This is a genomic window from Halomonas sp. SL18_1 (assembly GCF_055755715.1).
The window spans coordinates 1308628-1329387 of the sequence record NZ_JBVTRK010000001.1 but is presented as its reverse complement, the minus strand read 5'-3'; the positions used below and the strand labels follow the sequence as shown (position 1 = coordinate 1329387).

General features: G+C 67.2%; 17 protein-coding genes and 4 pseudogenes. 11 read left to right on the top strand and 10 right to left on the bottom strand.

Translation table 11 applies throughout. The features are described 5' to 3' along the window. Nucleotides 1-10: 10 nt before the first annotated feature. The 3 genes from ACSJDS_RS06735 (at nt 11) to ACSJDS_RS06725 (ending at nt 2687) form a co-directional block, all read left to right on the top strand. Nucleotides 11-637, top strand: coding sequence for a TRAP transporter small permease (locus tag ACSJDS_RS06735; RefSeq protein ID WP_473032592.1), 627 nt, complete (start codon nt 11-13; stop codon nt 635-637). After that, a complete protein-coding gene (locus ACSJDS_RS06730) occupies nt 634-1941 on the top strand; it encodes a TRAP transporter large permease (RefSeq protein WP_473032591.1) in 1308 nt (435 codons plus the stop codon). The genes ACSJDS_RS06735 and ACSJDS_RS06730 overlap by 4 nt, the downstream gene beginning before the upstream one ends. A gap of 77 nt (nt 1942-2018) precedes the next feature. Beyond that, nucleotides 2019-2687 carry an HAD-IA family hydrolase gene (locus ACSJDS_RS06725; RefSeq protein ID WP_473032590.1) on the top strand — a complete coding sequence of 223 codons (669 nt, stop codon included), beginning with the start codon at nt 2019-2021 and terminating at the stop codon, nt 2685-2687. A gap of 4 nt (nt 2688-2691) precedes the next feature. On the opposite strand, the gene ACSJDS_RS06720 is transcribed toward ACSJDS_RS06725, so the two are convergent. From ACSJDS_RS06720 to ACSJDS_RS06685, 8 genes and pseudogenes are all read right to left on the bottom strand, one after another. Then, nucleotides 2692-3312, bottom strand: a complete 621-nt coding sequence (locus tag ACSJDS_RS06720) for an SMP-30/gluconolactonase/LRE family protein (RefSeq protein WP_473032589.1) — start codon at nt 3310-3312, stop codon at nt 2692-2694. 59 nt (nt 3313-3371) lie between these two features. Then, nucleotides 3372-3560 (bottom strand): annotated as a pseudogene (locus ACSJDS_RS06715) (SMP-30/gluconolactonase/LRE family protein); the annotation flags it as partial. Between the two features lie 54 nt (nt 3561-3614). Continuing rightward, complete coding sequence (locus ACSJDS_RS06710; protein ID WP_473032588.1) at nt 3615-4361, bottom strand: aldose 1-epimerase; 747 nt, start codon at nt 4359-4361, stop codon at nt 3615-3617. 144 nt (nt 4362-4505) lie between these two features. Further along, the gene (locus ACSJDS_RS06705) at nt 4506-5669 is read right to left on the bottom strand and encodes a Gfo/Idh/MocA family protein (RefSeq protein WP_473032587.1); all 1164 of its coding nucleotides are present in this window, start codon (nt 5667-5669) and stop codon (nt 4506-4508) included. Between the two features lie 13 nt (nt 5670-5682). Continuing rightward, nucleotides 5683-6737 (bottom strand): annotated as a pseudogene (locus ACSJDS_RS06700) (sugar phosphate isomerase/epimerase family protein). A gap of 71 nt (nt 6738-6808) precedes the next feature. Continuing rightward, on the bottom strand, nt 6809-7771 hold the full coding sequence (locus tag ACSJDS_RS06695) for an ABC transporter substrate-binding protein (protein WP_473032585.1): 963 nt from the start codon (nt 7769-7771) through the stop codon (nt 6809-6811). A 53-nt stretch (nt 7772-7824) separates the two neighbouring features. Beyond that, nucleotides 7825-10281: an ATP-binding cassette domain-containing protein gene (locus ACSJDS_RS06690; RefSeq protein ID WP_473032584.1), complete on the bottom strand. Its 2457-nt coding sequence runs from the start codon at nt 10279-10281 to the stop codon at nt 7825-7827. A 66-nt stretch (nt 10282-10347) separates the two neighbouring features. Further along, complete coding sequence (locus tag ACSJDS_RS06685; RefSeq protein ID WP_473032582.1) at nt 10348-11118, bottom strand: SDR family NAD(P)-dependent oxidoreductase; 771 nt, start codon at nt 11116-11118, stop codon at nt 10348-10350. 185 nt (nt 11119-11303) lie between these two features. Here ACSJDS_RS06685 and ACSJDS_RS06680 point away from each other — a divergent pair, with 185 nt between their 5' ends. Both ACSJDS_RS06680 and ACSJDS_RS06675 read left to right on the top strand, forming a co-directional pair. Continuing rightward, a complete protein-coding gene (locus tag ACSJDS_RS06680; RefSeq protein ID WP_473032581.1) occupies nt 11304-11531 on the top strand; it encodes a hypothetical protein in 228 nt (75 codons plus the stop codon). A gap of 65 nt (nt 11532-11596) precedes the next feature. Further along, a pseudogene (locus ACSJDS_RS06675) lies at nt 11597-12501 on the top strand (ROK family protein). Between the two features lie 119 nt (nt 12502-12620). Here the strand turns inward: ACSJDS_RS06675 and ACSJDS_RS06670 are convergent. Further along, nucleotides 12621-13394 (bottom strand): FadR/GntR family transcriptional regulator, encoded by a 774-nt coding sequence (locus tag ACSJDS_RS06670; protein WP_473032580.1) that lies wholly within the window; start codon nt 13392-13394, stop codon nt 12621-12623. Between the two features lie 75 nt (nt 13395-13469). Continuing rightward, nucleotides 13470-15272, bottom strand: coding sequence for an IlvD/Edd family dehydratase (locus ACSJDS_RS06665; RefSeq protein ID WP_473032579.1), 1803 nt, complete (start codon nt 15270-15272; stop codon nt 13470-13472). Between the two features lie 291 nt (nt 15273-15563). Here ACSJDS_RS06665 and ACSJDS_RS06660 point away from each other — a divergent pair, with 291 nt between their 5' ends. The 6 genes and pseudogenes from ACSJDS_RS06660 (at nt 15564) to ACSJDS_RS06635 (ending at nt 20750) form a co-directional block, all read left to right on the top strand. Then, nucleotides 15564-16640, top strand: coding sequence for a TRAP transporter substrate-binding protein (locus ACSJDS_RS06660; RefSeq protein ID WP_473032578.1), 1077 nt, complete (start codon nt 15564-15566; stop codon nt 16638-16640). Between the two features lie 62 nt (nt 16641-16702). After that, a complete protein-coding gene (locus ACSJDS_RS06655; protein WP_473034987.1) occupies nt 16703-17284 on the top strand; it encodes a TRAP transporter small permease in 582 nt (193 codons plus the stop codon). A 12-nt stretch (nt 17285-17296) separates the two neighbouring features. Continuing rightward, nucleotides 17297-18578, top strand: a pseudogene (locus ACSJDS_RS06650) (TRAP transporter large permease). A 33-nt stretch (nt 18579-18611) separates the two neighbouring features. Further along, nucleotides 18612-19799, top strand: a complete 1188-nt coding sequence (gene dgoD, locus ACSJDS_RS06645; protein ID WP_473032577.1) for a galactonate dehydratase — start codon at nt 18612-18614, stop codon at nt 19797-19799. Then, a complete protein-coding gene (locus ACSJDS_RS06640) occupies nt 19753-20610 on the top strand; it encodes a 2-dehydro-3-deoxygalactonokinase (RefSeq protein WP_473032576.1) in 858 nt (285 codons plus the stop codon). Before dgoD ends, ACSJDS_RS06640 begins: the two co-directional genes overlap by 47 nt. Beyond that, nucleotides 20607-20750 carry a hypothetical protein gene (locus tag ACSJDS_RS06635; protein WP_473034986.1) on the top strand — a complete coding sequence of 48 codons (144 nt, stop codon included), beginning with the start codon at nt 20607-20609 and terminating at the stop codon, nt 20748-20750. Before ACSJDS_RS06640 ends, ACSJDS_RS06635 begins: the two co-directional genes overlap by 4 nt. Nucleotides 20751-20760 lie beyond the last annotated feature (10 nt).

Below are 20760 nucleotides of genomic sequence, written 5' to 3'. Positions count from 1 at the left end.
AGGTCATGCCATGTCCCGACTGCTCAATGGCCTGGCAAGCCTCAACCGAGCCCTGGAGCGTCTGCTGCACGTGGTGCTGCTAGCGCTGGTGCTCGGCTTCATCCTGCTGATCATCTATCAGGTGGTCAGTCGCAACCTGCCGTTTATGCCGCGCCTGTATTGGACAGAGGAGTTCAGTCGCTTCACCTTCCAGTGGATGGTCATGCTGGGTGCCGCCGTTGGCGTGCTGCACGCCGATCATTTCGTGCTCGAGGCCTTCCCGCGCGGCTCGCGCTCCGACCTCGTCACTCGGGTGATCCGCGACCTCGCCTGCCTGGCAATAGGCCTGATCTTCGTCATCTATGGCAAGGACTTTGCCCAGTCGGGCCTGCGGCGCAGCGCCACTGCCTCCGGCCTATCGATGGTCTACGTCTACTCCACCTTCATGGTCAGCGGCGTGTTCATCCTGCTATTCAGCGTCCAGCGCCTGCTGCACGCCGCGCTATACGGCATGGACGACATGGAGACGGCCCTCAACACCCCCAACGAGATCGACACGCTCGACGTCGATGAGCCCGACCAAACACCGCTCGAAGGCCTCGACAGGCGCCTGGACAGCGATCACTCCTCGAACGACAACGGGGGCACCCGCTCATGATGCCAACGGACTGGATGTTCCTGCTGCCCTGGCTGCTGTTTGGCCTCCTCGGGGTGCTGATCGTCGCGGGGGTTCCCATCGCCATGGCGCTGATCCTCACCGCCTTCAGCATGATCCTGCTTGACCCACGGCTGACCGCCTGGGTGATGTTCCAACGAATGTACAACGGCATGGACTCCTTCGTGCTGCTCGCCGTGCCGCTGTTCCTGCTGGCGGGCAACCTGATGAATGCCGCGCGCATCACCGACCGACTGATCACCCTGTGCATGCTGATGGTGGGCCACCTCAAGGGCGCCCTGGCACACGTCAACGTGCTGGTCAGCATGCTGTTCGCCGGCGTCTCCGGGTCCTCCACGGCCGACAGCGCCGGGGTTGGCACGGTGCTGATTCCGGCCATGAAGCGCGAAGGCTATCCAACACACTTTGCCGTGGCGGTGACCGCCGCCTCCTCGGTGATGGGGATCATCATCCCTCCTTCGATCAACATGATCGTCTGGGGCGCCCTGACCAACACCTCCATTGCCGGCCTGTTCCTCGGCGGCATCCTGCCAGGCGTCATGATCGGCGTGGCGATGCTGAGTCTGAATATGCTTTTCGTGCGCCGCTACAGCGTGCCGGTACGCAGGCGCGCCACCTTCAAGGAACTGGCGCACTCCGGCAAAGACGGCCTGATGGCGGCGGGCATCCCGGTGGTGATCATCGGCGGCATTACCCTGGGCATCGTCACCCCCACCGAAGCGGCGATGATCGCGGTACTCTATGCGCTTGCGCTAGGCTTCATCGTGTATCGCGAACTGCGGTTTCGCGACGTGCTGGAGGCTTCCACGGCTACCGTGCGGCTCTGCTCACTGTCGTTGTTCAGCCTGGTGGGGGCAGCAATCTTCGGCTATCTGATCAGCTTCTATCAGATTCCGCCTAAACTCATGGCCGGGGTCAATATCACCGATCCCATCGTGCTACTGCTGATCATGACCGTGGTAATGCTGATCATCGGTACCTTCATGGATTCGCTGCCGGCCATGGCGATCATGGCGCCGATCTTCCAGCCGCTGGCCATGCAGGCCGGCATTCACCCGGTGCACTTCGGGGTCATCGGCGTCATGGCGCTGGGGCTGGGGCTGATCACGCCTCCCTATGGGCTCTGCCTGATGATATCGGCCAAGATCGGCGGCATCCCCTTGCTCAAGGCGCTGGGCACCACCCTGCTCTACCTGCTGATCATGCTGGGGGTCATTCTGCTGCTGATCGTCTATCCCCAGTTGATCCTGGCCATTCCGCGCTTCCTGGTACCGGACTTTGTCTGAGCCAAGGACGTCATACCCCTGACACCGGTCCATGCCAGGCTGGACCGGTGTCTCTTCCCCCTGACAACGAGGTCGCCATGCCCCCTGCGCTCTGCCTGCTCTTCGACTCCGACGGCACCCTGGTCGACAGCGAGATTCTGCTCGCCGAGGTGATGGGCGAGATCCTGCCAGCCTTCGGTCTGCCCTTCTCCGCCCGACAGTACATGGAGGAGTTTCGCGGCGTCCGCTTCAAGACCATCATCGAGGCCCTGGAGAGGCGCCATGGCGACCTGGATGACGGGCGCTTTCCGGTGATGGAAGCACAGATGCGCGACCAGATGGAGGTTCGTATGCGCGCCGAACTGCAGCCCATCGCCGGCATCCCGGCGGCGCTGGACGCCCTGGCCGTCCACCCCAAGGCGGTGGTCTCCAACGGCCCGGAGCGCAAGATCCGCTGCGCCATGGAGAGCAGCGGCCTCGCCCCTCACTTCGGCGACAAGTTGTTCAGCGCCTACACCCTGAACGTCTGGAAACCCGACCCTGACCTCTACCGCCAGGCCGCCGCGGCCATGGGCCAGCCACCCGAGCGCTGCGTGGTGATCGACGATGCGGCGGTGGGAGTGGAAGCCGGGCTTGCCGCCGGCATGCAGGTCGTGCACCTCAACCACTTCCCCGAGGAGGAGAGGACGCCCAAGGGCGCCATCGCCATCCGCCACGCCAGCGAGCTGCCCGGGGTCGTGGCCAGGTTGACCGCCGCCACGGCCTGAGTCGTTAGCCCAGGGGCTCTTCCAGCCCCGCCACCGGCGCCGGCATGCAGAGCAGGCTGCCCGCCGCCGGCCAGCGCGCCTTGCCCTCTGCGTCCAGGTGCTGGGTGGCGGTGGTGATGTAGAGGGTACGCAGGTCACGGCCGCCGAAGGCCACCATGGTGGGGTGCGGACACGGCACTTCGTGCTCGGCCAGCAGCTCGCCCTCCGGGGAGAACCGCACCACGCGGCCGCCGTTGTAGAGAGAGCTCCAGTAGCAGCCCTCGCTATCCACCGCGGCGCCGTCGGGGACTCCCGGCAGGCCCAGCGCCTCCAGGTCGACCCAGGTGTCGCCCTCTCCCAACTCACCGCGCTCCACGTCGTAGGGGTAGCGCAGGATGCGCCTTGTCAGCGAGTCGGTGTGGTAGAGCCAGCGCCGGTCGGGGCTGAAGGCCAAGCCGTTGGCGATACCGATGCCCGACACACGGCGCTTGAGCTGCCCGCCGTCGAGGCAGTAGAGGGCCGCCGTGGGATGGGCCTCCTCGGCGTCGATGGTGCCGACCCACAAGCGCCCGGCGGGATCGCAGCGGCCGTCGTTGAAGCGGTTGCCCTGCCCCTCCTGCCGCGCTTCTTTCCCCTCTTCTTCCACTCCGGATTGGCCGCCAGGCGTTCGAGCCGGCCGTCGAAGGGCAAACGCAGCCGCACGATTCCCGAGCTCATCGATGCCAGCAGCCCGTCTTCACACAGCGCAATGCAGCCGATCTTCTCATCCAAGCGGATCCTCTCCGGCGGCGCCTCACCGGCGGGCTGCCAGGCATAGATCGTGCCGCGATTGATATCCACCCAGTAGAGCGTCTGGCGCGCTACCGACCATAGCGGACTCTCGCCCAGGCTCATGTCCAGTGCGTGCACGATCTCGATGTCATCCGCCGCCATCTCGCCTCTCCTCGGTTATTGCGTGTCGTGCCACTGCACCGGGCCAAACCGCCAGCGCTGCCGTAAACAGTCACCGCTTGCCAGCTCGACCAGCCCCTCGGCCAGTGGATCGTCGAAATGGTGGGCATCCACGGTATGGCTGACCGGCTCGAAGCAGAAGAAGTCGGCGTCGCATCCCGGTGAAAACACCAGGTAACGGGACAGCCTTGGCGCCACGCTCAACGCCATGCCAAGCCCGCGCTGCGGCCAGCTCAGCTCAGCACACCCGCGCCAGCCGGTGAACAGATTGTCGATGCGCCCCTCGGGAAGCGCCGCATTGTCGGCAAACCACCAAGGGTCGCCCTCGCCGAGACGGCGCCAGCGGCGGGGAAGCTGGGCGGCATCCACCTCCCAGACCCCGCTGGCCGGGGCCGAGAGGCGCACGTCCGGCGTGCGGGGAAACCAGGGGTGCAGGCCCACCCCGTAGGGAGCGGGCTGCGGGCCCTGGTGCGTCAGTGCCAGTTCGACCACCAGGCTGGCGCCATCCAGGCGATAGTCGAGCACGGCGCGGTAGTCGAAGGGCGGCTGCCAGGCCGACTGAAGCACGAGCCGCATCCGCTCCGGCGCCAGCGCCGCCACCCGCCAGGGCTGCTGCCAGCCGTCGCCGTGGATCGGCAGCGGCTCCCCGGCCACATTGGCGGGTAGCGCATATTCCTGGCCACGCCAGGCGAAGCTGCCGCCGGAGATACGGTTGGACCACGGCAGCAGTGGATACATGCCCATGCGGTTGGGGTCGTCATCCGGCCCTTCCCCGGGCCGAAGAGGGGCACCGGGCCCGCCGCCGTCAGGGCGTCGAAACGCACCACGCAGGCACCGTTAGCCGGCGCGACCACCAGCCTGAGGCGGCCGTTGTCGAGGGTCAGCGCCTCACACATCCACCCAGCCGCCTCCGGCCGCGGACGAGGCCAGCGCACCGGTGATGAACTGCAGGCCGTCGACCCCATCCGTCACGCCCGGGGTATTGGCCGCCAGCGCCGCGGCGGTGCGGTCGCCCTGGCGGGCGCGAATCTGCTCGGCGAAGTCGGCGTAGAGCTGGGCGAAGGCCTCGAGATAGCCCTCCGGGTGGCCGGGGGGAATGCGCGATGCCGCCAGCGCCGCCTCGCCGAGGCCGGGGCCGTTGCGGGTCAGGATCCGCGGCGGCTCGCCCAGCGGCGAGTGAATCAGCCGGTTGGGGGTCTCCTGGTGCCACTCCAGGCCGCCTCGGCTGCCGTAGACCCGCAGCTTGAGGCCGTTCTCGTTGCCCGGCACCACCTGGCTCGACCACAGCATGCCCCGCGCCCCGCCCTTGAAGCGCAGCATCATGTGCACGTTGTCGTCCAGGGCGCGGCCCTCGACGAAGGTGTGCATGTCCGCCGCCAGCGACTCGAGCTCGAGCCCGGTGACAAAGCGTGCCAGATGATAGGCGTGGGTGCCGATATCGCCCAGGCAGCCGGCCGGCCCGCTGCGGTGCGGGTCGGTACGCCACTCGGCCTGCTTGACGCCGCTCTCTTCCAGGCGGGTCGATAACCAATCCTGAGGGTACTCCACCTGCACCACCCTCAGCTCGCCCAGCTCACCGGCGGCGACCATGTCGCGGGCCTGGCGCACCAACGGATAGCCCGAGTAGTTGTGGGTCAGGCCGAAGAACAGCCCGCTGCGTTCGACCAGCGCGGCCAGCGTCTGGGCATCTTCCAGAGTGGTGGTCATCGGCTTGTCGCAGATCACGTGGATGCCCGCCTCGAGGAAGGTACGGGCCACGTCGAAGTGCAGATGATTGGGGGTGACGATGGCGACCACGTCGATGCCGTCCGGGCGCTGGCGCTCGGCTTCGGCCATGGCGCGATAGTCAGGGTAGGCACGCTCCTCGGCCACGTGCAGCTCCGCGGCCGCCGCGCGGCCGCGCTCGGGGTCGGAGGCGAAGGCCCCGGCCACCAGCTCGTAATGATCGTCGATTCGCGCGGCAATGCGATGCACGCCACCGATGAAGGCGCCCTGGCCGCCACCGACCATGCCCAGGCGCAGCCGGCGGGGAGTGTCGTGATGTTGGCTCATGTCGTTCTATCCTTCAGTCGAGGCCCAGCAAGCGACGGTTGGCCGCCTCGTCGGCGCCCCCATCGGCGAAGTCGTCGAAGGCTCGCTCGGTCACCTGGATGATATGGTCGCGAATGAAGGCGGCCCCTTCACGGGCACCGACCTCGGGGTGCTTGAGGCAGCACTCCCACTCCAGTACCGCCCAGCCGTGATAGTCGTTGGCGGCCATCCACGAGAACATCGATTTGAAGTCGACCTGGCCATCGCCCAAGGAACGGAACCGCCCGGCCCGCTGGGTCCACGCCTGGTAACCGGAGTAGACACCCTGTTTGGGGCTGGGATTGAACTCGGCATCCTTGACGTGAAACATCTGGATATGCTCGCGGTAGACGTCCAGAAAGCCCAGGTAGTCGAGCTGCTGCAGGATCAGGTGGCTGGGGTCGTAGAGGATATGGCAGCGGGGATGATGGCCGACCCGCTCCAGGAACATCTCGAAGGTGATGCCGTCGTGCAGGTCCTCGCCGGGGTGAATCTCGTAGCAGAGGTTGACCCGGCCTCGTCGAAGGCGTCGAGGATCGGCCGCCAGCGCTTGGCCAGTTCCTCGAAGGCGGCGTCGATCAGCCCCGCCGGGCGCTGCGGCCACGGATAGACATAGGGCCAGGCCAGCGCGCCGGAAAAGGTGCCGTGGTCGGTCAGGTCCAGGTTCTGCGAGGCCCTGGCGGCCAGCATCAGCTGCTCGACCGCCCAGGCCTGGCGGGCCTTGGGGTTGCCGCGCACCTCGGGCACGGCAAAGCCGTCGAAGACCTCGTCGTAGGCCGGATGCACGGCCACCAGCTGGCCCTGCAGGTGGGTCGAGAGTTCGGTCAGCGACAGGCCGTGCTCGGCCAGCCTACCCTTGATCTCGTCGCAGTAGGTGCGGCTCTCGGCGGCACGTTTCAGATCGATCAGGCGCGCATCCCAGCTGGGAATCTGCACGCCTTTATAGCCAAGCCCCGCTGCCCAGGCGGCGATGCCGTCGAGGCTGTTGAAGGGGGCGTCGTCACCGGCAAACTGAGCGAGGAAGATCGCCGGCCCTTTGATGGTTTGCATAGTGGGCTCTCCGATAGGGTGTCAGGCATGTCGAAGCGGGCAAGCGTTGCGACGCCCGCCCGCAGGCTCGATCAGAACGGTGAATCGGGGAAGTAGTACTGCTCGGCGTTCTCCTGGGTGATCAGCGGCGAGCCGAGGATGTACTCACCCACCACCGGGCCGTTGGAGACGAAGTTCTGCACGGTGAGATCCATGGCGGTGGCGATCATCGCCGGCGGATAGAGCACGTCGACCGGCACCAGCTCGTCGCCCTCCATGACCCGCGCGATGATGTCCTTCATGCCCGCCCCGCCAACGATGAACAGCTCGTCCTCGCGGTTGGCCTGGCGTACCGCCTCGATCACGCCGAGGGCGATGTCGTCGTCCTGGGCCCACACCGCGTCGATGCGGTCGAAGCGCGCCAGAAAGTCCTGCATCACCTCGAAGCCGTCGTCGCGGTTCCAGTTGGCATGCTGCATGTCGAGGATGTTGATATCGGAGCCTTCGATGGCCTCCTGGAAGCCCTGCACACGCTCTTCGTCGATGACCGTGGGGATCCCGCGCAGCACCACGATGTCGCCCTCACCATCGAGCTGGTCGCGGATGTATTCGCCAGAGACGCGGCCCATCTCGTGGTTGTTGCCGGCCACATAGAGGTCTTCGATGCCCTCCTGTTCAAGCCCGCGATCGACCACGGTGACGAACACACCGGACTCCTTGACGCGGCGCACCGGGTCGGTCAGCGGCCCGGACTCGAAGGGCAACACCACCAGCGCATCGATGTTGCGCTGCGAGACCAGGTCTTCGAGGTCGTTGGCCTGCCCGCCCGGGTCGCTCGCCGTTGAGATGGTGATGGCGATCTCGGGGTGCAGCGCCTCGAGGCGCTCCTTGGCCTGCTCGGCGTGGAAGTTGACCCCGCCGGTCCAGCCGTGGGTGGCGGCAGGAATCGACACGCCGATGGTGACCTCCTGGGCCACGGCGAGCGTGGGAACTCCCAGGGCCGCAGTGGCGGTCAGAGCCGCCAGTGTCATCTTGGTATTTTTCGTGATGGACATGGTGATGCTCCTCTGCTGTTTGTGCTTGTTATCTTGCTGCCTACTCGAGCGCCTCATGGCGCCGACTTCCTCCACGACGCGCGCTGCAGGTACACCGCGACGATGATGATGATCCCCTGCACCGTGCCGTTGAGATAGTTGGAGATGGCATCGGTGAGGTTGAGGATGTTGCCGATCATGGTCAGCATGATCGCCCCCACTACCGTGCCCCAGATGCGCCCGTGCCCGCCCTTGAGCACGGTGCCGCCAATGATCACCGCGGCGATCGCCTCGAGCTCCCAGAGCACCCCGGTGGCGCCCGATGCCGAGCCCAGCCGCGGCACGTAGATGATGGTCGCCAGCGCCACGCACACGCCCTGCAGCATGTAGGTCATGGTCTTGATGCGATCGACGTGGATGGCGCTGTACTCGGCCACCTTCTCGTTGGAGCCGATGGCGAAGCAGTAGCGACCGAAACGGGTATGGTTGAGCAGGATGTAGCCGACTACCGCCACCAGCAGGAACACCAGCACCGGAATTGGGATGCCCATCAGGCTGCCGTAGTAGACCGGCCGATAGAGATCGCGCACCCCCCAGTCCAGCGACAGGGTGCCCCCGTCGGCCAGGTAGGTCACCAGAGAGCGGTAGATCCCCATGGTGCCGAGAGTGACGATGAAAGCCTCGATCTTGCCCTTGGTGGTCACCATGCCGTTGATGAAACCGGCACACAGCCCCAGCAGCAGCGAGGCGCCGATGCCCAGCAGGATGGTGGTGAGGCCGGGGCCGAACTGTTCGACCAGGCTGTTCATGAAGATGATCATCACCCCGGCGATGAAGGCCGCCATCGAGCCCACCGAGAGGTCGAGCCCGCCGGCGGTGATCACGAAGGTGGCGCCGATGGCAATGATGCCGATGAAGGCGCTACGGGTGAGCATGTTGGAGAGGTTGTCCAGCCCCAGGAAGGCGGGATTGATCAACACCCCCAGCAGCGCCAGGGCGACCAGGGCGATGAAAGGCCCCCAGGTCTTGAGGTCGACGGAGACGTGACTCCGAGCGGCTGGCTTGTGGTCAGGCACGGCGTTGTTCATCGGCTCCATCCCCTTGATCCCGGATGCGTACTGCATGATGTCGTGTTCGTTGATCTGCTCGCCCTCGAGCACGCCGGTCAGCACCCCGGCACACATCACCGCGACCCGATGCGAGAGGCCGATCAGCTCGGCCATTTCCGAGGAGATCAGGATCACCGAGCGGCCTGCATCGGTAAGTTCGCGCACGAAGTGGTAGATCTGGTGCTTGGTGCCCACATCGATGCCCCGGGTCGGCTCGTTGATGATCACGATCTCGGGATCGATGGACATCACCTTGGCCAACAGCAGCTTCTGCTGGTTGCCGCCGGAGAGCTCCGCGGCGGTGGCCGCCTGGGTGCGCAGGCGGATGTCGAAGCGCTCGATGGCCTCCTGGAAGGCCTGCTCTTCGCGATGCCGGTCGATCAGCGGCCGGCAGTAGGCGCGCAGGTTGAGTAGCGTGAGATTGGGGCGCAGGCCCATGTTGAGGACCAGCCCCTTGCCCTTGCGGTCTTCGGTGAGATAGGCGATGCGCTGGCGCACGGCGTCGCGAAGGTGGCGCAGCGCTACCGGCCGGCCGTTTCGTAGCACCTCGCCCGCGCTGCGGCCGCGCAGCCCCAGCAGCGCCTCGATCAGCGCCGTGCGCCCGGCGCCGACCACCCCACCGAAGCCCAGCACCTCGCCGCGACGCAGGGTGAAGCTCGCCTGTTTCACGGCCCCGGGTACCACCATGTCGCGAGCCTCCAGCACCACCTCGGCGTCGCTGGCCAGCGCACTGCGCTCGGGGTACATGTCGGTGATCTCTCGCCCCACCATCAGCCGCGCCAGCTCTTCCTTGCTGCGTCCGGCCATCGGCCCACTATCGATCAAGCGACCGTCGCGCAGCACCGTGACCCGGTCGGCGATACGCTCGATCTCGCGAAGCTTGTGGGAGATGTAGAGGATCGCCACGCCGCGCTGGCGCAGCCGTCCGATCAGCGCGAACAGCACCTCGACTTCATGCTCGGTGAGCGTGGCCGTGGGTTCATCCATGATCAGTACCCGCACGTCGCGGGTGATCGCCTTGGCGATCTCGACCATCTGCTGGTCGGAGGTGCTGAGGTCCTTGACCCTGGCGCGCGGGTCGACCCGGGTTTCGAGCGCTGCCAGCGCCTCACGGCAGCGCTCGCGCATGACGCGACGGTCGAGGAAGGGGCCGCGGCGCAGCTCACGCCCCAGGAAGATGTTCTCCTCCACCGTCAGCTGTTCAGCCAGGGCCAGTTCCTGATGGATCATCACGATGCCGTCGGCTTCGGCGTCACCGCTGCTGCGGTAGCGACGCGCCTCGCCATCCAGGCGGACATCCCCCTCGGTCGGACTCAGGTAGCCGGAGAGAATCTTGACCAGGGTCGACTTGCCGGCGCCGTTCTCGCCCAGCAGCGCATGCACCTCGCCGGGCACCAGATCGAGGTCGATATCGAACAGCACCTGATTGGGACCAAACGAGCGGCAAATGCGGCGGGCCGACAGCAGCGGGGGGTTGTGATCGCTCGATCAGCCCCACCCCGCATCGACCGAGAATTCGTGGCCCGTCAGCTGGGCGCTGTCGTCGGCCGCCAGGAACAGCACCATCGGCGCCACGTGCTCAGGCGCCAGGCGCACCTTGAGGCACTGATGCTCGCGGATGCGCGCTTCATCGTCGGGGCCGATCCATTTGTCGAGCTGCCGCTCGGTCATGATGCAGCCGGGCACCACCGTATTGACGCGGATATTCTGCTCGCCCAGGTCGCGGGCCAGGCTGCGCGTCAGACCGTGCACCGCCGCCTTGGCGGTGACGTAGGCGGAGAGGTTGCCCAGCGCCAGACGCACGCTGATCGAACCGAAGTTGATGATCGAACCGCCGCCGGCCTGGGCCATCCGCTCGGCCACCGCCTGGCTCGAGAAGAACATCGGGCGCAGGTTGAGCGACATGCGCTCGTCCCAGTACTCGACGCTCACGTCACGCCAATCGTGGCGGTCGTCGTTGGCGGCATTGTTGATCAGGGTGCGAATCGGCCCCAGGCGCTCACTGACCTCATCGATGACGGCCTGCAGCGCGGCGATGTCACGGATATCGCAGTGTCGATAGCAGGGCGCGCGGCCGGTCCGGGCCTCGAGCTCACGGCACAGCGCCTGGCTTGCCGCACCGTCGATATCGATGAACGCCACTCGCGCCCCCTGGTGATGAAAGGCCCTCACCAGGGCGGCACCGATCCCACCACCGCCACCGGTAACGAAGACGACGCGCTCGGCAAGACTGGGATAGCAAGCCATCGGCTCGCGCATGGCAATCTCCCTTGTTGTTGTCGTTGAAGGAGTGAAGCGTTTGGCGCTGATTTACTTTAGACGCTAAAATAAATACCCAGCCATGCAACTTAAGTCGCATGCATCACGCCGCGGAGCCTTGCCTGGCCAATCGGGTCGGGGCGACTCTGGTAGACTTTCCATGACGTAACGCAACGGCGATATCCATGGCCTCCTCTCAGCCACACGACAGCAGCCGCCACGACAACACCCTGGCGGTAATTCGCACCCTCCGCGAACGCGGGCCGGTGGCTCGCGTCGACCTCGGTGCCCTCAACGGCATCAGCTCGGCGACCGTCACTTCGATCAGTGCCGACCTGCTTCAGCAGCGACTCATCACCGAACTGCCCCCGACGGATCACGCCCCAGCGGTCGTGGGCGCCCCAAGACGCTGATCCGGCTCGCACCCGAGGCGGCCTGCGTCATCTGCGTCAAGCTGTCGATCAATGAGTTGCAGCTGGTGGTGGGTAACTACGCCGGCCAGGTGCACCACAGCGAACACCATGCCGTGCCCACCCTGAGCCTGACGCCGGATGATCTCGTGGCGCTGCTCGAGGAGAAGATTGCCGCGGTGCGCGCCACGGCACTGGCCAGCCACCGCCGGCTAGTGGGGATCTGCCTGGCGGTGCAGGGCGTGGTGTCATCCCACAGTGGCACGCTGATCTGGTCACCGGCATTGAGCTTTCGCAATACGCTGCTGGCACCGCCCCTGGCAGAGCGCTTTGGCTGCCCGGTGCTGCTTGAGAACGATGCCAACTGCATCGCCAGCGTGCTGGCCGCAAAGCCCGCCTATGCCGGCTATCCCAATCTGGCGGTGATCATGCTGGGCTACGGTATCGGCATGTCGGTGATGATCGACGGCGTGCCGTTTCTGGGAGCCAACGGCTCCGCCGCGGAGTTCGGCCACAGCAAGTACCAGCCGGGGGCGCCCAGTGCGCCTGCGGCAAGCGCGGCTGCATCGAGGCCTACGCCAGCGACTACGCGCTCTATCGGGAGGCCCGCGAGGTGCTCGAGCTGCCCGCCGGCGACAGCGCCCACCCCTCAGAGGCACAAATGCAGGCCCTGACCCAGTTGGCCATGCAGGGCGACCCCGAGGCCCGGCGCATCTTCGCCGAGGCGGGCCGCGCGCTGGGCTACGGCATGGCCAATCTGCTGGCGCTGTTCAATCCCGACCTGGTGCTGGTGACCGGCTCCGGGGTACGCGGCTACGCCGCCATGCAGGAGAGCATGCAGGCCGCCATCGACGAGGCGCTGGTCACCGAGCTGATCGGCCCCACCCGTATTGCCAGCTGCCCCTGGGATCGCGACATGACCTGCCTGGGGGCATCGCGATTTCCCTGCAGGCCGCCGACTCGCAGATTCTAAGCGACGGACAGGCGAGCTAGCCGAGTCCAAGCCGGCTTCATCGCTCAAGGCAGGCCGTCCGTACATTCTGGCGAGGGGCAAGCACTGCCCCCGACTCTCCCGCAGGGGCAACACGCGTCTCAGGGCAGCTCGACGCAGCGCCCCAGCGAGCTGGCACCGGGCTCGATCCCCAGCGCCTCGGCGGTGCCGGCCAGCACCGCCTGGGCGGCCAGGAAGGCCTCTCGCGGGCGCCGCATGCGAATGCTCTCCATCAGCTGACGATGCCGCTCGAGACTCTCCTCCGGGTCGCTGGCATTCTCATTGGACATCCACACCAGCAGGTGGATCGAGGGGCGCAGGATATGTGAGAGCTGGGCCCAGACGATGTTGTGGGTGGCCTTGAAGATCGCCACGTGAAAGGCCACGTCGCATTCGCTGTGCAACCGCCGCTCCTCCGGGCAGCCGGCGTTGCGCAGGTTCTGCCCGAGGCCTTCGAAGGCCTCCTCGATGGCGACCAGGTCGCGGGCCTTGGCCCGACGCGCGGCGGTCATCGCCACATAGGGCTCGACATCGAGACGAAAGGCCAGGATCTCGCGCTGGATATCGGGGTTGGGCGCCGCATAGTGGGTCATCCACTCGGTCACCTGGGGGTCGAGGATATGCCACTCGCTGTACTCGCGAACCTTGGAGCCGTGGCCGGAAATCCGCTCGATGATGCCGGCATCGACCAGCTGACGAAGGTCGCTGCGCACCGCTGAGCGATTGATGGCGAAGCGCTCGCAGAGATCCAGCTCGCGGGGCACGAAGTCCCCGGGTTGATAGCGACCGGCGAAGATCGCCTCGGCCAGGTGTTCGGCGATGCTGGGGCGGGAGCCGGGCTTGGGGGCCGCGAGCCGGGAGCGTGAAGACGTCAAAGCAGTGAGATCCTGTTGCGATTCCTGGGCATGATAACGTATTCCCTCGATCGACTGGATGGGCCCCGCCACCGGTCAGTGGTTGTCTCGCGGCGGGCTCCGCCGGGCCACGTCCCGATACTTGGTGGCCGGCTCCAGCGTCATGCCGCGATCCAGCGGCTCCACCAGGGTGCGCTGAATCTCCTGCCAGGGCGTCTGGTGGTCGGGGTAGCGATAGCCGCCCCGGGCCTCGAGACGCTCGCGCCGCGCGGCCAGTTCGGCGTCGTCGATCAGCAGCCTGACCTCGCGACGCCCCAGGTCGATGCGCAGCCGGTCGCCGTCCTCGAGCAGCGCCAGGCCGCCGCCGGTGGCGGCCTCCGGGGCGGCGTTGAGGATCGACGGCGACCCCGACGTCCCCGACTGGCGGCCGTCGCCGAGGCACGGCAGCGACTCGGTGCCGGCGCGAATCAGCGCTTCCGGGGGCTGCATATCGACCACCTCGGCGCCGCCCGGATGCCCCACCGGCCCCGCGCCGCGCATCACCAGGACGGTGCGCTCGTCGATGCCCAGCGCCGGGTCGTCGATGCGGGCGTGGTAGTCCTCTGAGCCGTCGAACACCACCACCCGGCTTTCGAAGGCCTCCGGGTCCTCGGGGTCGCTGAGAAAGCGCTCGCGAAACTCCCGCGAGATCACGCTGGTCTTCATCAGCGCCGAGTCGAACAGGTTGCCCTTGAGGTTGAGAAAGCCAGCGTGCTCGACCAGCGGCTCGGCGTAGCGGCAGATCACCTCGGGATCCTCGATGCCGCGCCCCGCCAGGTTGTCCGCCAGGCGGCATCCGTTGACGGTCTGAACGTCGCCGTGCAGCTTGCCGGCGGCGAGCAGCTCGCTCATCACCGCCGGCACGCCGCCGGCACGATGAAACTCCTCGGAGAGGTAGGCGCCGGCCGGCATCACGTTGGCCAGCAGCGGTATCTCGTGACCCAGGCGCTGCCAGTCGTCGTTGGTGAGCTCGACGCCGGCATGCCGGGCGATGGCGTTGACATGGATCGGGGCATTGCTGGAGCCGCCCAGCGCCGAGCAGGTGACGATGGCGTTCTCGAAGGCCTCGCGAGTGAGAATATCGCTGGGGCGCAGGTCGTCCCAGACCATCTCGACGATGCGCTCGCCGGTCTGGTAGGCCACCATGGCGCGCGCCTTGTAGGGTGCCGGGATCATCGCCGAGCCGGGCAGGCTCATGCCCAGGGCCTCGGCCATGGAGTTCATGGTCGAGGCCGTACCCATGGTGTTGCAGTGCCCCACCGAGGGGGCCGAGTCGGTGGCCCGGGCCAGAAACTCGGCGTAGTCGATGTCGCCGGCGGCCAGCCGCTTGCGCAGCTCCCAGATGATGGTGCCGGAGCCCACCCGCTCCTTGTCCCGCCAGCCGTTGAGCATGGGCCCGCCGGACAGCACGATGGCCGGGATATTGACCGTGGCCGCGGCCATCAGCGCCGCCGGGGTGGTCTTGTCGCAGCCGGTGGTCAGCACCACGCCGTCCAGCGGATAGCCGTGCAGCACCTCCACCAGACCCAGGTAGGCCAGGTTGCGGTCCAGCGCCGCGGTGGGCCGGCGCACGTTCTCGTGGATCGGGTGCATGGGGAACTCGAAGGGCACCCCGCCGGCGGCGCGAATGCCGTCCTTGACGCGCTTGACCAGCTCGATGTGGTGGCGATTGCAGGGCGTGAGGTCCGAGCCCGACTGGCAGATGCCGATGATCGGCATGCCGCTGGTCAACTCGTCCAGGGTCAGGCCGTAGTTGAGATAGCGCTCGATGCACAGCGCCGTGGTGCCGGGGTGCTCGGGGTTGTCGAACCAGTAGCGCGAGCGAAGCTGCTCGGGGTCGACCTTGTGGTGTGTCGTCATCGTCTCCGCTCCATCCGCTGGGTTGATGCCAGATCAACGACGCCTTCATCCCGTTCGGTGCAGACGGCCTGCCGGGCCATCTCGGCTGTTTCCGTCAGCCAGGCCGGAATGGGACACGTGTCGCCGCGATGCTGGCACCTTACTCCTCCACGCGCCGGCCAGTCGATACATACAAAAGTATATGTTGAACAAATTGGCAATAAGTTCGACATTCCAGTGGCGGACGACGCAATCGGTGCGGCTTACTGCGGTACCCCCCATAACAAACAATGTCACCCTGGAGACTCACCCATGCTCCCAATCTGGCGTACCACGCTCACGCTGGCCGGCGCGGCCACCCTCTCTGTCAGCCTCGCTCACGCCCAGACCCCCGACCTCTCTGCGCCTCCCGCCATCGAAGGCGACACGGTCGGCGATCACGGCAGCGTCACCCTGCGCATGGGGATCGGCCTGGCCGAGACCTCGCCCCAGTACCTTTCGACCCAGTACTTCGCCGATATCCTCGACCAGCGCAGCGAGGGTCGTATCAGCGTCAACATCTTCCCCAACAGCCAGCTCGGCGACGACGTGCAGATGATGGAGATGCTGCAGACCGGCTCGCTGGACATGACCTATCCGTCGAGCTCGCCGGCCACCACCTATGTCAGCGAGCTGGCGGTGTTCGACCTGCCGTTCCTGCTGCCGACCCGCGAGGCGGCCATCGCCGTGCTCAACAGCGAGGTCGCCCAGGCGATGCTCGACGGCTTCGAGGGCACCGGCATCAAGGCGCTGACGTTCTCCGAGAACGGCTTCCGCCAGCTCTCCAACAGCGCGCGGCCGGTCACGTCCCCGGAAGACGTGGCTGGCCTGGACGTGCGCGGCCTGTCGGTGCGCACCATGGAGAACCCGGTGCACCTGTCGATCTGGGAGACCCTCGGTGCCAACCCCACGCCGATGGCCTTCGGCGAGCTGTTCTCGGCCATGGAGCAGGGCGTGGTCGACGGCCAGGAGAACCCCTGGAGCACCATCCTCACCTCCAACTTCTACGAGGTGCAGGACTACGGCTCCGAGACCCGCCACGTCTACACGCCGTTCATCAAGATGATCTCCGAGCGCACCTGGAACCGCCTCGACGAGGAGTACCAGGCGCTGATCCAGGAAGCCGCCCGCCAGGCCGCCGAGTACGAGATCCAGCTGGCCACCGAGTATGACGACTGGTCCCGCGATCAGCTCGAAGCGCGCGGCATGCAGATCACTCGCCTCGACGACGACCAGATCGCCGCCTTCCAGGAGGCCGTGCAGCCGGTCTACGAGGAGTGGGCGCCGCGCATCGGCGAGGACCTGGTCGCCGAGATCCAGCAGATCGTCGAACAGACCATGAACGACTAAGGCGTCTGCCCTCGGGCAACCCATTGAGTCAGACGCGGGGCACGCTGCCCCGCGTCTTGTCCATCCGCGTTTGGAGCGCCTATGCCCCCCTCTCACTCCCCGCCGGACCCGGCGGAGTTCTCGACGACCCGCGCCGCCAGCCGCTGGAGATCGATACCGAGCAGCGCCGCGGCCCCGCACCGTTCCGCTGGCTGACCGTGGCCATGGAGCACCTGATCGCCACGATCCTGGTGGCCCTGATCGTCTCGGTGTCGGCCAACGTCATCGGCCGGGCGCTGCTCAACCGCTCGCTGCCCTGGGCCGATGAGCTGGCGCGCATGCTGTTCATCTGGCTGGTGTTCATCGGCGCCGCCGCGGCCTTCGCGCGCTTCGAGCATATCGCCGTCGACCTGCTGCTGCGCAAGTTGCCGGCGCGCGCCGCCTACGGCCTCTACCTGATCCAGCACCTGCTGATCACCGGCCTGATGATCGTGATCATGGTCGGCGGCTACCTCGTCATTTCCCGTTCCACCGGGCGCACCGCGATCCTCGGCGTGCCCTGGAACCTGATCAACATCTCGCTGGTGCTGTGCGCCGCCTTCATCGCCGCGGTGGCGATCTGGCGCGCCTGGGGCGCCGCCCGCCTGATGCTCGGCGCCCGCTAGGAGGCCTCTGTCATGCTCTGGATCTTTCTCGGCATTCTGTTCGCCTCCCTGGCCCTGGGCCTGCCGATCGCCTTCGGGCTGGGCATCGCCGCGGTGGTGATGGCGGTGATCTCCGATATCCCGCTGTCGATCCTCATCGAACAGTCGGTGCGCGGGATCAATAATTTCCCGCTGCTGGCCATCCCCTTCTTCATCCTGGTCGGCGAGGTGATGAGCGCCGGCGGCATCGCCCGGCGACTGATGGAGCTGGCCGGCGCGCTGGTCGGCTTCATCCGCGGGGGCTGGGCCAGGTGGCGATCACCGGCTCGATGTTCTTCGGCGGCATCAGCGGCTCGGCGGTGGCCGATACCGCCGCCACCGGCTCGATGATGATCCCGTCGATGAAGCAGCAGGGCTATTCGGCGCCCCAGGCCACGGCGATCAACACCGTCTCCTCGGTGATCGGCATCATCATTCCGCCGTCGATTCCGCTGATCCTCTACGGCATCGTCACCGAGACCTCGATCAGCCGGCTGTTCATCGCCGGCATCGTGCCGGGGTGATGATCGGTCTCGGGCTGATGGTCACCACCTTCATCATGGCCAGCTTCGGCGGTGCCGGGCAGACCCGCACGTTCCGCCTCGGCCCGCTGTGGCAGGCGTTCAAGGCCGCCTGGCTGGCGCTGGTGCTGCCGGTGATCGTGGTCGGCGGCATCATCGGCGGGGTCTTCACCGCCACCGAGGCGGCGGTCGCCGCGCTGCTCTACTCGCTGTTCATCTCGCTGGCGGTCTACCGCGAGTTCCACGTGCGCGAGCTGTGGGGGATGCTGATCCGCACCGCCAGGCTCACCGGCATGGTGCTGCTGCTGCTGGCCTTCGCCACGGTGATCGCCTGGTTTCTGACCATCAACATGGTGCCCCAGACCCTGGTGACCCAGGTGCAGGCGATCACCCAGGACCCGTTCTGGCTGCTGCTGATCGTCGCCGGCCTGCTGCTGCTGGTGGGCTTCGTGATGGACCTGACCCCGGCGATGGTGATCATGGCACCGATGCTGACGCCGATCGTCACCTCGGTGGGCATCGACCCGGTCTACTTCGGCGTCTTGATGGCGTTCATCCTCGGCATCGGGCTGCTGACGCCGCCGGTGGGCACCTGCCTGTACGTCGGCTGCGGGGTGGGCAAGGTGACCATGGAGCAGCTGGTCAAGGCGATGCTGCCCTACTACGCCACCCTGCTGGTCATGGCGGTGATCCTGATCGCCTTTCCCGGGCTGGTGACCTGGCTGCCCGATCTCGCCGCCGTGCGTGGCAACTGATCGGCCCCGTGCACATCCGACACGAGAGACACAATGAAGATCACCCGACTCAGGACATGGCAGGTGCCGCCTCGCTGGCTGTTCCTCAAGATCGAGACCGACGAGGGCTGCTACGGCTGGGGCGAGCCGGTCGTCGAGGGACGTGCCGCCACCGTGGAGGCCGCCGTTCACGAGTTGGCCGACCTCCTGGTGGGCCAGGATCCCCAACGCATCGAGCACCTCTGGAACCGGATGTACCGCGGCGGCTTCTACCGCGGCGGGCCGATCCTGATGAGCGCCATCGCCGGCATCGACCAGGCGCTATGGGACCTCAAGGGCCGCCATCTAGGGGTGCCGGTGCATCAGCTGCTGGGCGGCGCGGTGCGCGACCGCATGCGCATGTACGCCTGGACCGGTGGCGACCGCCCCAGCGACGTCGGTGCGGGTGCCCAGGCACTGGTGGCGCAGGGCTTCACCGCCTTCAAGATGAACGGCACGCCGGAACTGGCGATCGTCGATTCCCACCGCAAGGTCGACGAGGCGGTGGCCCGGGTGGCCGAGGCCCGTGAGGCCGTGGGCCCCGACGTCGGCATCGCCATCGATTTCCACGGCCGGGTGCATCGCCCCATGGCCAAGGCGCTGCTGCGCGAGCTCGAGCCTTTCCACCCCCTGTTCGTCGAGGAGCCGGTGGCCCCCGAGCACCTGCCCTGCCTCAGCCAGATCGCCGGCGGGCTCGGCTACCCCCTGGCCACCGGCGAGCGCCTTCACACCCGCTTCCAGTTCCGCGACCTGCTGGTCGACGGCATGGTCGACATCGTCCAGCCCGACCTCTCCCACTGCGGCGGCATCAGCGAGGGGCTGAAAATCGCTGGCCTGGCCTCGGCCTTCGATGTGGCGCTGGCGCCCCACTGCCCGCTGGGCCCGCTGACCCTGGCGGCCTCGCTGCAGCTGGATGCGGTCAGCCACAACGCCTTCATCCAGGAGCAGAGCATGGGCATCCACTACAACCGGGATAACGACGTCCTCGACTACCTGGTGGACAAGTCGGCGCTGGCCATCGAGGAGGGATCTGTGCCATCCCCCAGGGGCCAGGGCTCGGCGTGGAGATCGACGAGGCCTTCGTCGAGGAGCGAGCCCGTATCGGCCACCGCTGGCGCAACCCGCTGTGGACCCACGAAGACGGCTCGGTGGCCGAATGGTGAGCGAAAGCATCCGCGAGCGCGTCCACTGGGTCGGCGTTGACTGGGGGTCAAGCCGGCTTCGCGCCTGGGCGCTGGATGCCGGTGACGCCGTCCTGGCCCGCGGCAGCAGCGACCGCGGCATGCTCTCGCTGGCCCCCAACGAGTACGAGGATGCCCTGCTGCGGGTGATCGGCGACTGGCTGCCCGACCGCGACCAACGGGACGTGCTGGTCTGCGGCATGGCAGGCGCGCGACAGGGCTGGCGAGAAGCCGCCTACCTGCCGGTGCCGACCCGGTTGAACGCCATGGCTCGGGGGGCCGTGGCGCCACCGTGCCAGGATCCGCGGCTGCGGGTCCGGCTGCTGCCGGGGCTCTGCCAGACCACCGACGGCCACTTCGACGTGATGCGTGGCGAGGAGACCCAGCTCGCCGGCCTGGTAGCCAGTGAGCCCGAGGCCTCGGGCCTCGTCTGCCTGCCCGGCACCCACGCCAAGTGGGCTCGCCTCGAGAAAGGCACGGTGACCCACTTCACCACCTTTCTGACCGGCGAGCTCTACGCGCTGCTGTCCCGACAGTCGGTGCTGAGGCACTCACTGGAGCAGGATCAGGGGCAGGACGAGAACGATCTGGCCGATCCCGGCGACCATGAGGCCTTCGTCAAGGCCGTCCGCGAGAGCCTGGCCGAGCCAGGGCGCTACTCGTCGCGGCTGTTCGGCCTGCGCGCCGCCGACCTGCTGGACGCCGACCTGCCCCCCGGCAGGGCTCGCGCCACCCGGCTGGCGGCACGCCTCTCTGGGCTCACCATCGGCCTGGAGCTCGCCGGCCTGCCCTCTCGGCCCCGGACGCCGCGACACCCGGCCCCGTTACCCTGATCGGCGACGCCGCGCTCTGCGACCGCTATGCCCTGGCGCTGGAGGCCGCCGGCCACACCAGCCGCTGCCTGAAGGGTGAGCGCGCCGGACTGGCCGGCCTTGCCCTGGCCCATCGAACCCTGCCACCCCTCGCCGACTGAGACACGACAC